The sequence below is a fragment of the Paraburkholderia pallida genome (assembly GCF_004524855.1).
Lineage (GTDB): Bacteria > Pseudomonadota > Gammaproteobacteria > Burkholderiales > Burkholderiaceae > Paraburkholderia > Paraburkholderia oxyphila.
In genome coordinates this window covers 912,834-925,508 of sequence record NZ_CP038148.1, presented here as the reverse complement: position 1 = coordinate 925,508, position 12,675 = coordinate 912,834, and the positions used below count along the sequence as shown (strand labels likewise).

Here is a 12,675-nt window from a genome sequence, read left to right as displayed (position 1 = left end):
AAGAGGTTTTTGCTGATTGGGGTTGTGTTGTTTCCGGCACAACACGCGATCTCTCAACCTGTGTATTTCGTGCCCCCTTCGGGGGTTGCACTGAGTAAGCGCTGAAGCGCTAACTCATTGCGAAACACACCTGTTATAGGATCAAGCCTTACGGGCAATTAGTATCAGTTAGCTTAACGCATTACTGCGCTTCCACACCTGACCTATCAACGTCCTGGTCTCGAACGACCCTTCAAGGGGATCTAGTCCCCGGGGAAGTCTCATCTTGAGGCGAGTTTCCCGCTTAGATGCTTTCAGCGGTTATCTCTTCCGAACATAGCTACCCGGCGATGCGACTGGCGTCACAACCGGTACACCAGAGGTTCGTCCACTCCGGTCCTCTCGTACTAGGAGCAGGCCCCCTCAAACTTCCAGCGCCCACGGCAGATAGGGACCAAACTGTCTCACGACGTTTTAAACCCAGCTCACGTACCTCTTTAAATGGCGAACAGCCATACCCTTGGGACCGGCTACAGCCCCAGGATGAGATGAGCCGACATCGAGGTGCCAAACACCGCCGTCGATATGAACTCTTGGGCGGTATCAGCCTGTTATCCCCAGAGTACCTTTTATCCGTTGAGCGATGGCCCTTCCATACAGAACCACCGGATCACTATGACCTGCTTTCGCACCTGCTCGACTTGTCAGTCTCGCAGTCAAGCACGCTTATGCCATTGCACTATCAGCACGATTTCCGACCGTACCTAGCGTACCTTCGTACTCCTCCGTTACCCTTTGGGAGGAGACCGCCCCAGTCAAACTGCCTGCCATGCACTGTCCCCGATCCGGATAACGGACCAAGGTTAGAACCTCAAACAGATCAGGGTGGTATTTCAAGGACGGCTCCACGCAAACTGGCGTTCACGCTTCATAGCCTCCCACCTATCCTACACAAACCGGTTCAAAGTCCAATGCAAAGCTGCAGTAAAGGTTCATGGGGTCTTTCCGTCTAGCCGCGGGGAGATTGCATCATCACAAACACTTCAACTTCGCTGAGTCTCGGGAGGAGACAGTGTGGCCATCGTTACGCCATTCGTGCAGGTCGGAACTTACCCGACAAGGAATTTCGCTACCTTAGGACCGTTATAGTTACGGCCGCCGTTTACCGGGACTTCAATCAAGAGCTTGCACCCCATCATTTAATCTTCCGGCACCGGGCAGGCGTCACACCCTATACGTCCACTTTCGTGTTTGCAGAGTGCTGTGTTTTTATTAAACAGTCGCAGCCACCAGTTTATTGCAACCCCTTCACCCTTCTGGCGCGAGCCAGTCAAGCTACCAGGGCGTACCTTATCCCGAAGTTACGGTACCAATTTGCCGAGTTCCTTCTCCCGAGTTCTCTCAAGCGCCTTAGAATACTCATCTCGCCCACCTGTGTCGGTTTGCGGTACGGTCACTGTTGAACTGAAGCTTAGAGGCTTTTCTTGGAACCACTTCCAGTTGCTTCGTCTCCTAAGAGACTGGCCTCACACCCTTGAATTCCGCGCCCGGATTTGCCAAAGCGCCTTCTCCAATGCAAGGACCGGGACTTCCAACACCCGGACAACCTTCCGCGATCCGTCCCCCCATCGCATTCAACAATGGTGCAGGAATATTGACCTGCTTCCCATCAGCTACGCATTTCTGCCTCGCCTTAGGGCCGACTCACCCTACGCCGATGAACGTTGCGTAGGAAACCTTGGGCTTACGGCGAGGGGGCCTTTCACCCCCTTTATCGCTACTCATGTCAGCATTCGCACTTCTGATACCTCCAGCACACCTTCCGATGCACCTTCGCAGGCTTACAGAACGCTCTCCTACCATGCGTGCAAAGCACGCATCCGCAGCTTCGGTATATAGCTTAGCCCCGTTACATCTTCCGCGCAGGACGACTCGATCAGTGAGCTATTACGCTTTCTTTAAAGGGTGGCTGCTTCTAAGCCAACCTCCTGACTGTTTTAGCCTTCCCACTTCGTTTCCCACTTAGCTATATTTGGGGACCTTAGCTGGCGGTCTGGGTTGTTTCCCTCTTGACACCGGACGTTAGCACCCGATGTCTGTCTCCCGTGATTGCACTCTTCGGTATTCGGAGTTTGCTATGGCGAAGTAATCCGCAATGGACCCTTCAACCATGACAGTGCTCTACCCCCCGAAGGTGATACACGAGGCACTACCTAAATAGTTTTCGGAGAGAACCAGCTATTTCCAGGTTTGTTTAGCCTTTCACCCCTATCCACAGCTCATCCCCTAACTTTTCAACGTTAGTGGGTTCGGTCCTCCAGCACGTGTTACCGTGCCTTCAACCTGGCCATGGATAGATCACCTGGTTTCGGGTCTACACCCAGCGACTGAACGCCCTGTTCGGACTCGCTTTCGCTACGCCTGCCCTATTCGGTTAAGCTTGCCACTGAATGTAAGTCGCTGACCCATTATACAAAAGGTACGCCGTCACCCCTTGCGAGGCTCCGACTGTTTGTATGCATGCGGTTTCAGGATCTATTTCACTCCCCTCCCGGGGTTCTTTTCGCCTTTCCCTCACGGTACTGGTTCACTATCGGTCGATCACGAGTATTTAGCCTTGGAGGATGGTCCCCCCCCATCTTCAGACAGGATTTCACGTGTCCCGCCCTACTTGTCGTACACCCAGTTCTTCCATACTGCCTTCGCCTACGGGGCTATCACCCACTATGGCCGCACTTTCCAGAGCGTTCGGCTGACAATACAGATAAAGAGTACAGGCTGGTCCCATTTCGCTCGCCACTACTCTGGGAATCTCGGTTGATTTCTTTTCCTGCGGCTACTTAGATGTTTCAGTTCGCCGCGTTCGCTTCACATGGCCTATGTATTCAGCCATGGATACTCCATACGGAGTGGGTTTCCCCATTCGGACATCTACGGATCAAAGCTTGTTTGCCAGCTCCCCGTAGCTTTTCGCAGGCTACCGCGTCCTTCATCGCCTGTGATCGCCAAGGCATCCACCACATGCACTTGTTCGCTTGACCCTATAACGGGTGTGTCTTGCGGCGATTGCTCGCGTCGGACCACTCATTACAGGTTGAGTATTCGTGTTGCGCCGTATTTCAAGGCAATCTTTCGATCACTTAAAAATACATTGATACAATCACAACCCTGATTCATCTACTCGACGGTCATCTCTGCCCGCTTTCGAATGAATCTCTTTACTACTTCTTCCTGATTGTTAAAGAACGACAGCCGATATGGTTTTACTCACATCGCTCTGACTGGCTCAATCGCCAATGCGTAATACCCGGTTTGTGTTTCTACCGGACACTAGGCATTGAGGATTGGTGGAGGATGACGGGATCGAACCGACGACCCCCTGCTTGCAAAGCAGGTGCTCTCCCAGCTGAGCTAATCCCCCAGTCATGCAACTTCAGGGGTTTTGATCAGTCAGCCACCGCAGACAAATTGGTGGGTCTGGATGGATTCGAACCATCGACCCCGCCTTATCAAGACGGTGCTCTAACCGACTGAGCTACAGACCCCTGAGTCTGTCTTTTCTACAGCCGACAAGTGTGAGCGCTTTAACAAGCTTAAGCGATGAGCTCTGGAAAGGAGGTGATCCAGCCGCACCTTCCGATACGGCTACCTTGTTACGACTTCACCCCAGTCATGAATCCTGCCGTGGTGACCGTCCTCCTTGCGGTTAGACTAGCCACTTCTGGCAAAACCCACTCCCATGGTGTGACGGGCGGTGTGTACAAGACCCGGAACGTATTCACCGCGGCATGCTGATCCGCGATTACTAGCGATTCCAGCTTCACGCAGTCGAGTTGCAGACTGCGATCCGGACTACGATCGGTTTTCTGGGATTGGCTCCACCTCGCGGCTTGGCAACCCTCTGTTCCGACCATTGTATGACGTGTGAAGCCCTACCCATAAGGGCCATGAGGACTTGACGTCATCCCCACCTTCCTCCGGTTTGTCACCGGCAGTCTCCCCGAGTGCTCTTGCGTAGCAACTAGGGACAAGGGTTGCGCTCGTTGCGGGACTTAACCCAACATCTCACGACACGAGCTGACGACAGCCATGCAGCACCTGTGTTACGGCTCCCTTTCGGGCACTCCCACCTCTCAGCAGGATTCCGTACATGTCAAGGGTAGGTAAGGTTTTTCGCGTTGCATCGAATTAATCCACATCATCCACCGCTTGTGCGGGTCCCCGTCAATTCCTTTGAGTTTTAATCTTGCGACCGTACTCCCCAGGCGGTCAACTTCACGCGTTAGCTACGTTACCAAGCCAATGAAGGCCCGACAACCAGTTGACATCGTTTAGGGCGTGGACTACCAGGGTATCTAATCCTGTTTGCTCCCCACGCTTTCGTGCATGAGCGTCAGTATTGGCCCAGGGGGCTGCCTTCGCCATCGGTATTCCTCCACATCTCTACGCATTTCACTGCTACACGTGGAATTCTACCCCCCTCTGCCATACTCCAGCGATGCAGTCACCAATGCAGTTCCCAGGTTAAGCCCGGGGATTTCACATCGGTCTTACATCACCGCCTGCGCACGCTTTACGCCCAGTAATTCCGATTAACGCTCGCACCCTACGTATTACCGCGGCTGCTGGCACGTAGTTAGCCGGTGCTTATTCTTCCGGTACCGTCATCCCCTCTCGGTATTATCGAAAAGGATTTCTTTCCGGACAAAAGTGCTTTACAACCCGAAGGCCTTCTTCACACACGCGGCATTGCTGGATCAGGGTTGCCCCCATTGTCCAAAATTCCCCACTGCTGCCTCCCGTAGGAGTCTGGGCCGTGTCTCAGTCCCAGTGTGGCTGGTCGTCCTCTCAGACCAGCTACGGATCGTCGCCTTGGTAGGCCTTTACCCCACCAACTAGCTAATCCGCCATCGGCCGCCCCTATAGCGCGAGGTCTTGCGATCCCCCGCTTTCATCCGTAGATCGTATGCGGTATTAATCCGGCTTTCGCCGGGCTATCCCCCACTACAGGACACGTTCCGATGTATTACTCACCCGTTCGCCACTCGCCGCCAGGATTGCTCCCGCGCTGCCGTTCGACTTGCATGTGTAAGGCATGCCGCCAGCGTTCAATCTGAGCGGGATCAAACTCTTCAGTTCAAACCTGTTACTGTTTTCGGTTTCGTTAGAAACCGGTCGCTCACTCAAAGCTGACAGGAATTTGAATAAATTCAAAAACCTGACTTACTTTAGTGTGAGACTCTTGATACTTTCGCTACTCCTGACTGCCCCGAAGGACCGTCAGGCCGCTGAAACTCATCAAGCGCCCACACTTATCGGCTGTAAATTTTTAAAGAGCGATCGCGAAACTCACCGGCTTACTGCATTACTGCCCGGCGTTTTCTGCGTTGCTGCGTCAGCAGCAGAGAAACGAGATTATGCAGACTCTTTCGCGTTTCGTCAACATCTTTTTTGCAGTCACTGCTGAAAAGCTGTCGGTCACGCGCCCCGCCGTTTCTCGCGGCGGGCTTCGCTGCCGGTACCGCAGGAAGCGAAGGGGGCGAATCTTAACGCCAGCGAAGCCGATCCGCAAGCCCCCCTCCGTGCGAAATCCTTACTTTCCGGCCAGTGCCGCCAGCGGCACAGCATTCGCCATCGCCTCGTAGCCCGCGTCGCTCGGGTGAATGTGATCGCCGCTGTCGTATTCCCGGCGCAGGCGCAGCGGATCGGCAGGGTTGCGCAGCGCCGCATCGAAGTCCACCACGCCATCGAACGCATGGCTCGTGCGGATCCACTCGTTCACCTTCGCACGGATCGCTTCGCGCTCCGGCGGCAGCGAGGCCGGCGTGAGCGTCGCGCCCAAGATGCGCACGCCGCGCGCATGCGCCGCCGCAATCACGCGCCGATACCCGGCGATCAGGTCGTCGGCGTTCACGTGCGTATGGGGGAAATCGCAGTCGAGGCCCGAGCGCGGCGGCATCGCCTGGAAGTTGATGTCGTTGATGCCGATCAGCAGCACGGCCGTCCGCACGCCTGGGCGCAGCGCGTCACGCTCGAAGCGGCGCTCGAGCGCCTCGCCGTAGCACGGCGAATCGCTCAGCAACCGGTTGCCGCTGATCCCCATGTCGATCACGGCCAGATTGGCGCCTTGCTCGCGCGCGAGCCGGCGCGCCAGCGCATCCGGCCAGCGCCGGTTCTCATTGAGCGACGAGCGCATACCATCGGTGATGGAATCGCCAATCGCAGCAATCGTCGACGCCCCGGGCGCCTCGACCGCGAGCCCCGTCACCCACGCATATTGCGTGAAGCGCTGCGTGAACGCGCCGATCGACGGATCGGCCACGTGATCGCCAGGCCGGGACACAAAATTCAGCTGGCTCGCCACACGGTGCCACGCGACCATGTTTTGCTGCGGCCCCATATAGGTACTAATCGCGTAAGGCGCGCCACGCTTCAAGCCGATCCGAACCGGATCGCTATCGAGCTCGGCACCGGGCGGCAACGACACCATCGCCCGTCCGCCGAACGTCACCCGCACCGTCTCCGCCCCGCTGACCGCCGCGCCGCCAGCCGAAGGCGCAATCGCCATCGCCTCGATCACGAGCGGTGTGCGCCCATAGAGGTTACTGATATGCACGCGGGCAACTTCGCCGCCCAGCGTCGGGTAGACGATTTGCCGAACCGTGCGCCCAGCGACGTCCGGAGCGCGATAGAGCGGCGGCAGCGCCTCGCGCTGGGGGATGGACTGGAGCGCCGTCGCCCAGCTCGTCACCCAGGGGGCGCCGGAAGGCAGTTCGGCGAGGGCCGGTGCGGAAAAAGCGAACGAGGCGAGCAACGCGGCGCCGGCCGCGATGGGAGCAAGGGAAATCTTCATCCGGGAGCGAGTGAGGGAGTGAGCAGGCAAAGCGCCCATTGTGCCCCAGAGCCCGGACCGCGACCTTCCATCGCCCTGACAAAGACGACGATGCAAGCGACGCGGAAAATCTGCGATAACCGCCTGTCGATCCACTAAAACTCAGGAACGAAGCGCCGATCTCCGCTTCTGACATCGGCTCTTTTTGACCAGGCGCAAAAAATTGATTGACCGACCGGTCGGTTGGTTTATACTGCGCCATACCCAACACCGACGAGAGCGTCTCCATGTACACGCAATCCCTCGACATTCCCGGCAATGTCGCCCCGCTCGATGCGGACGCGGCGGCGCCAGAGCAGGCGCAGTTCGACGCCATCATGGCCGCGGACGGCAAGATCGAGCCGCAGGACTGGATGCCCGAAGCCTACCGCAAGACGCTCGTGCGCCAGATTTCGCAGCACGCGCACTCGGAAGTGGTCGGCATGCTGCCGGAAGGCAACTGGATCTCGCGTGCGCCGAGCCTCAAGCGCAAGGCGATCCTGCTCGCCAAGGTGCAAGACGAAGCGGGCCACGGCCTCTATCTCTATAGCGCGGCGGAAACGCTCGGCGTTTCGCGCGATCAACTGGTCGACGCACTCCACGCCGGCAAGGCGAAGTACTCGAGCATCTTCAATTACCCGACGCCCACGTGGGCCGACGTCGGCGTGATCGGCTGGCTCGTCGACGGCGCGGCGATCATGAACCAGATCCCGCTGTGCCGCTGCACCTACGGGCCGTATGCCCGCGCAATGATCCGCATCTGCAAGGAAGAGTCGTTCCACCAGCGCCAGGGCTTCGACGCCCTGCTCGCCATGATGGCCGGCACCGAAGCGCAGCGCGAGCTGGTCCAACAAGCGGTGAACCGCTGGTGGTGGCCAGTGCTGATGATGTTCGGCCCGAGCGACGCCGATTCGGTCCACAGCAGCCAGTCGGCCAAGTGGGGCATCAAGCGCATCTCGAACGACGATCTGCGCCAGAAGTTCGTCGATGCCACGGTCGACCAGGCCAAGGTGCTCGGCGTCACGCTCCCCGACCCCGATCTGAAATGGAACGAGGCGCGCGGCCACCACGACTACGGCACGATCGACTGGGAAGAATTCTGGCGCGTCGTGAACGGCGACGGCCCGTGCAATCGCGAGCGTCTCGGCACGCGCGTGAAGGCGCACAACGAAGGTGCGTGGGTGCGCGAAGCCGCCCTCGCCCATGCCGAAAAGCAGCGTCAGCGCGCCGAAAAGCACGCCGCGTAACCAATATTGGAATCAGGAAGGAGATCCACGATGAACAAGGAATGGCCGATCTGGGAAGTGTTCGTGCGCAGCAAGCAGGGCCTCGACCACAAGCATTGCGGTAGCCTGCACGCCTCCGACGCTTCGATGGCGCTGCGCATGGCGCGCGACGTCTACACGCGCCGTCAGGAAGGCGTGAGCATCTGGGTGGTGCCGTCGTCGGCGATCACGGCGTCGGATCCGGGCGAGAAGGCCGAGCTCTTCGAGCCGGCCGGCGACAAGATCTATCGCCACCCGACGTTCTACACGCTGCCCGACGAAGTCAACCACATGTAAGAGCGCCAACATGACGACGCCCACGCCCGAACAACTTGCGTACGTGCTGCGCCTCGCCGATACGGCGCTGATCCTCGGTCAGCGCAACACGGAATGGTGCGGCCACGGCCCGATCCTCGAAGAAGACATCGCGCTCGCCAATATGAGCCTCGACCTGATCGGCCAGGCGCGCCTGCTCTACACGCACGCCGCCACGCTCGAAAAGGCGCTCACCGGCCGCGAGCGCACCGAGGACGATTACGCCTACTTCCGCGCCGAGCGCGAGTTCGCGAACTACACGCTCGCCGAGCTGCCGCATTTCGGCCCGCTCGCCGGCACGACGCATTCGGCCAACGATTACGCCGTGACGATCGTGCGCAACTTCGTCTACGCCTCGCTGATGGCGCATCTGTGGACCGCGCTGCTGCGTTCCGCCGACCCGCAGCTGGCCGCGATCGCCGAGCGCTCGATCAAGGAAACGCGCTACCACGTGCACCATGCGCGCGAGTGGCTGATCCGCTTCGGCGACGGCACCGATGAATCGCACCGCCGCGCCCAGGACGCACTCGACTGGCTGATGCCCTACACGCGCGAGTTCTTCAGCACCGACGCCGTGGAGGCCGCCGTGGCCGAAGCCGGCATCGCGCCGCTCACCGCTCAGCTCGAAGCCGCGTGGCGCGCGGACGTGGAAGCAGCGTTCGAGGAAGCGACGCTCACCGTGCCCGCGCAAGTGAAGCACGTCACGACCGGCAAGCTCGGCGAGCACTCGGAACATATGGGCTACGTGCTCGCCGAGATGCAGAGCCTCGCGCGCCAGCATCCGGACGCGCGCTGGTAAGCAGGCGCGCAGTTTCCGACCCGCCGCCACCCGCAGGAACAGAGGAAGTCACGATGCAAGCGACAGCAGATCACGCGCTCGAGCGCGCCTGGGAAGTGCTGGAAACGGTGCCCGATCCGGAGATCCCGGTCGTGTCGATCCGCGAACTGGGCATCCTGCGCGACGTGCGCCGCGCCTCCGACGGCCTGATCGAAGTGGTCATCACGCCGACCTATTCGGGCTGCCCGGCGATGTCGCAGATCGCCGAGGACGTCGCTCACGCGCTCGATATCGCCGAGCTTGCGCCGTACCGCATCGCGACCACCCTCGCGCCGGCGTGGACGACCGACTGGATTACCGACGAGGCGCGCGAAAAGCTGCGCGCCTACGGTATCGCGCCGCCCACGGGCAACTGCGGCAGCGGCGTCCCCGCCGGCGAGCAGCCGATTACGTTCATGCCGAAACCGCTGCCCGCGCCCGCCTGCCCGCGCTGCGGCTCGCACCATACCGAGCGCCTCGCGCAATTCGGCTCGACCGCGTGCAAGGCGCTCTACCGCTGCATCGACTGCCGCGAACCCTTCGACTACTTCAAACCGTACTGATATGGCCACTCCGCAATTCCATTCGCTGCGCATCCGCGAAGTGCGGCCCGAAACCGCGGACGCGGTCTCTGTCGCTTTCGAAGTCCCGCCCGAGCTGCGCGACGCGTATCGCTTCACCCAGGGGCAGTTCGTCACGCTGAAGACCCACATCGAGGGCGAGGAGACGCGCCGTTCGTACTCGATCTGCGTCGGCGTGACCGACTACGACCGTGACGGCGAACTGCGCATCGGCATCAAGCGCGTGCGCGGCGGGCGTTTCTCGAACTTCGCGTTCGACCAGCTCGCGCCGGGTCACGAGATCGATGTGATGACACCCGACGGGCGCTTCTTCACGCACCTGAACGCCGAGCACGGCAAGCACTACGTGGCGTTCTCGGGCGGCTCGGGCATCACGCCGGTGCTCGCGATCATCAAGACGACGCTCGAAACGGAGCCGCGCAGCGCGTTCACGCTGGTCTACGGCAACCGCAGCGTCGACCAGATCATGTTCGCCGAAGACCTGGAAGACCTGAAGAACCGGTACATGGACCGCTTCCGGCTCTATCACGTGCTCTCCGACGACCTCCAGGACGTCGAGCTCTTCAACGGCGTGCTCGATCAGGCCAAATGTGCCGAGTTCCTCGCGACGCTGCTGCCGGCCGACGAAATCGACGAGGCGTTCATCTGCGGCCCCGCGCCGATGATGGATGCCGCCGAGGGCGCGCTCAAGGAAGCCGGTGTGCCGCAGCAGAAGGTGCACGTCGAGCGTTTCGGCTCGCCGCTGCCGCAAGCAGGCGTGCCGGCGGTCGAGATCACCGAAAACACGCCGGCGGCCGATCTGGAGATCGTCATCGACGGCAAGAAGCGCAAGCTGCGTCTGCCCTACGAGGGCGTGAGCCTGCTCGACGTGGGCCTGAAGGCGGGACTTGCACTGCCCTACGCGTGCAAGGGCGGCGTGTGCTGCACCTGCCGCGCGAAGGTGCTCGAGGGCGAGGTGAAGATGGACAAGAACTACACGCTCGAAGAGCAGGAAGTGAAAGACGGTTTCGTGCTCACCTGCCAATGCCATCCGGTCAGCGAGCGTGTGGTCGTGAGCTTCGACGAGCGGTAACGCAAGCGGCGGGCCGCGTTCGCACTGGGCGACGCCGTCCGGTACTACGCGGCAACAGGAATACGCCTTAGAACAACGACACGCTTTCGGCCCTCCGGCGATCCGCTTACACTAGGGCCGCCCGCCGGTGTTGCAGCGCAGCGCTGCACATCCGCGGGCGGCCCCTTTTGTCTTTTGCACGCTCCCAGGCGTATTCGGCGTTCAAGGTGAGCGCAACGAGTTGTCGATGACCACGATCCACCTCATCCAAGGCGAGCCCGCAGCGGCCGCGCTGCGTCAGGCCCTCGCGGCCCGTGAAGCCTCGCGCCGCGGCGCAGCCGCCCCCGCAGCGGGTCCGGCCGAGCGCGTAATCGCGCTGGCCGACGACCTGACGGTCGGCCCGCTGCGCGACATCGACGAGGCGGGAGACCCGGGCGCCACGCAGCGCGCGGCTTTCTGGCAACGCCTTGGCGGCGTGCCGGAGACGCTCGCCCAGGACGATTGCGCGGCGCTCGCCGCCGTAGCGTCCAGCGACGCCCACGTGGTGGTCTGGCACACGCACGACGCCGCCGACCAGCTCGCGCTGCGGCGCGTCTGCTACCGGCTGCGCAATGCGCCGCAGCGCCTGAACGAGGTGCGCCTCGCGGCGGAAGAGCTCGCCGGGCCGCCCGACGCCGCCGCGCTACGCCTGCAGGCGCGTCTGCCGGACGCTGCGCCGATTTCGGTGCTGCGCATCACGCGGCTCGCGCTCGAATGGCAAGAAGCAAAATTCGCCAACGGCGAGACGCGCCGCTGGCGTGACAATACGTTCACGAGCGGCACGTGGGCCGACCTCGACGCACTGATCCTCGAGATCCTTGGCGCGGCAACGCCAACCAGCGCCCCGGCCAACGCGGCCGACGCCGCCGGCGCGCCCTGGCTCGCATGCGACACGCTTGGCGCGGCGCTCGTGCGGGCCGGCGCGGGTTTCACGGTCGGCGAGCCCGCGGTGCTCTGGCGCCTGCGCGAGCTGGCCGCGGCGGGCGAGCTGCGCCTGCGCGAAGACCTGTGCGCCGCACGGGCGAGCGCCACCGAAACCATCACAGCAACAACGGCCCATCGATCGGGCGCTGCGCGCCCCGCGCTCCCGCACGCCGCGGCCCATCTTTCCCTTTCCCGCTGACACTCCATGGCACGCACCCGAGCGCCCGACCACGAAACCCAACGCGACCAGATCCTCGAGCTTGCGGCCGCCAAGTTCGCGCAAACGAGCTACCCGAGCACGTCGATGTCCGATCTCGCGGCGGCAAGTGGCACCTCGAAGGCGCGCCTCTACCACTATTACGAAAGCAAGGAAGCCATCCTCTTCGATCTGCTCGACCGCTACACGAAGCGGCTGATGCTGATCATCGCCGAAGTGGAAGGGGCCAGCCAGCGGCGGGGCCTCGACGAGCGCGAGACGTTCGCCGAGCTGATCCGCGCGTTCCTCGTCGAGTACGAGACCTCGCACAGCCGTCATGTGGCCCTGCTCAACGACGTGAAGTATCTCGTCGACGCGCAGCGCGAGATCATTCTGAACCGCCAGCGCGACGTGGTCGCCGCGTTCACGCGTCAGCTCGCACGTGCCTACCCTGGCCGCGTCACGGCAGAGAACCAGACGTCGCTGACCATGATGGTGTTCGGCATGATCAACTGGACCTTCACCTGGCTCAAGCCGGGCGGCCGCATGGCCTACCAGGACTTCGCCGAGCAGGTCATCGAGGTGATTGACCACGGCCTGAAGGCGGCCGGACAACCCTCGAATATTTAGATCAGAT

General features: G+C 61.1%; 8 protein-coding genes, 2 tRNA genes and 2 rRNA genes. 7 read left to right on the top strand and 5 right to left on the bottom strand.

Annotation, left to right across the window (positions count from 1 at the left end):
* Positions 1–137: 137 nt before the first annotated feature.
* From E1956_RS04115 to E1956_RS04090, 5 genes are all read right to left on the bottom strand, one after another.
* Positions 138–3,020: ribosomal RNA gene (locus tag E1956_RS04115) — 23S ribosomal RNA — on the bottom strand.
* Positions 3,021–3,324: 304 nt separating this feature from the next.
* Positions 3,325–3,400, bottom strand: a tRNA-Ala gene (locus E1956_RS04110).
* A gap of 48 nt (positions 3,401–3,448) precedes the next feature.
* A tRNA-Ile gene (locus E1956_RS04105) sits at positions 3,449–3,524 on the bottom strand.
* Positions 3,525–3,590: 66 nt separating this feature from the next.
* Positions 3,591–5,118 (bottom strand): 16S ribosomal RNA (locus E1956_RS04100).
* The 16S and 23S rRNA genes sit together here with 2 tRNA genes alongside, the layout of an rRNA operon.
* Positions 5,119–5,572: 454 nt before the next feature.
* Entirely contained in the window at positions 5,573–6,832 is a 1,260-nt protein-coding gene (locus E1956_RS04090) for an SGNH/GDSL hydrolase family protein (protein ID WP_134747547.1), read from the bottom strand.
* 266 nt (positions 6,833–7,098) lie between these two features.
* Between E1956_RS04090 and paaA the strand changes: the two genes are divergently transcribed.
* The 7 genes from paaA to E1956_RS04055 all read left to right on the top strand — a co-directional run bounded on the left by paaA (position 7,099) and on the right by E1956_RS04055 (position 12,668).
* A complete protein-coding gene (gene paaA, locus E1956_RS04085) occupies positions 7,099–8,097 on the top strand; it encodes a 1,2-phenylacetyl-CoA epoxidase subunit PaaA (RefSeq protein ID WP_134747546.1) in 999 nt (332 codons plus the stop codon).
* A 30-nt stretch (positions 8,098–8,127) separates the two neighbouring features.
* Positions 8,128–8,412 (top strand): 1,2-phenylacetyl-CoA epoxidase subunit PaaB, encoded by a 285-nt coding sequence (gene paaB / locus E1956_RS04080; protein ID WP_134747545.1) that lies wholly within the window; start codon positions 8,128–8,130, stop codon positions 8,410–8,412.
* A 10-nt stretch (positions 8,413–8,422) separates the two neighbouring features.
* Positions 8,423–9,229 (top strand): 1,2-phenylacetyl-CoA epoxidase subunit PaaC, encoded by an 807-nt coding sequence (paaC, locus tag E1956_RS04075; RefSeq protein ID WP_134747544.1) that lies wholly within the window; start codon positions 8,423–8,425, stop codon positions 9,227–9,229.
* A 53-nt stretch (positions 9,230–9,282) separates the two neighbouring features.
* Positions 9,283–9,810 (top strand): 1,2-phenylacetyl-CoA epoxidase subunit PaaD, encoded by a 528-nt coding sequence (gene paaD, locus E1956_RS04070; protein ID WP_134747543.1) that lies wholly within the window; start codon positions 9,283–9,285, stop codon positions 9,808–9,810.
* A 1-nt stretch (position 9,811) separates the two neighbouring features.
* On the top strand, positions 9,812–10,900 hold the full coding sequence (gene paaE, locus E1956_RS04065; RefSeq protein WP_134747542.1) for a 1,2-phenylacetyl-CoA epoxidase subunit PaaE: 1,089 nt from the start codon (positions 9,812–9,814) through the stop codon (positions 10,898–10,900).
* A 226-nt stretch (positions 10,901–11,126) separates the two neighbouring features.
* The gene (locus E1956_RS04060) at positions 11,127–12,041 is read left to right on the top strand and encodes a DUF1835 domain-containing protein (RefSeq protein WP_134747541.1); all 915 of its coding nucleotides are present in this window, start codon (positions 11,127–11,129) and stop codon (positions 12,039–12,041) included.
* Between the two features lie 6 nt (positions 12,042–12,047).
* A complete protein-coding gene (locus E1956_RS04055) occupies positions 12,048–12,668 on the top strand; it encodes a TetR/AcrR family transcriptional regulator (protein WP_134747540.1) in 621 nt (206 codons plus the stop codon).
* Positions 12,669–12,675: the final 7 nt, after the last annotated feature.

Bases quoted from the DNA above. Each gene is read 5' to 3' on its own strand.
- E1956_RS04090 (WP_134747547.1), bottom strand. From the start codon at position 6,832: ATGAAGATTTCCCTTGCTCCCATCGCGGCCGGCGCCGCGTTGCTCGCC.
- paaA (WP_134747546.1), top strand. From the start codon at position 7,099: ATGTACACGCAATCCCTCGACATTCCCGGCAATGTCGCCCCGCTCGAT.
- paaC (WP_134747544.1), top strand. From the start codon at position 8,423: ATGACGACGCCCACGCCCGAACAACTTGCGTACGTGCTGCGCCTCGCC.
- paaE (WP_134747542.1), top strand. From the start codon at position 9,812: ATGGCCACTCCGCAATTCCATTCGCTGCGCATCCGCGAAGTGCGGCCC.
- E1956_RS04055 (WP_134747540.1), top strand. From the start codon at position 12,048: ATGGCACGCACCCGAGCGCCCGACCACGAAACCCAACGCGACCAGATC.
- paaD (WP_134747543.1), top strand. From the start codon at position 9,283: ATGCAAGCGACAGCAGATCACGCGCTCGAGCGCGCCTGGGAAGTGCTG.
- E1956_RS04060 (WP_134747541.1), top strand. From the start codon at position 11,127: ATGACCACGATCCACCTCATCCAAGGCGAGCCCGCAGCGGCCGCGCTG.
- paaB (WP_134747545.1), top strand. From the start codon at position 8,128: ATGAACAAGGAATGGCCGATCTGGGAAGTGTTCGTGCGCAGCAAGCAG.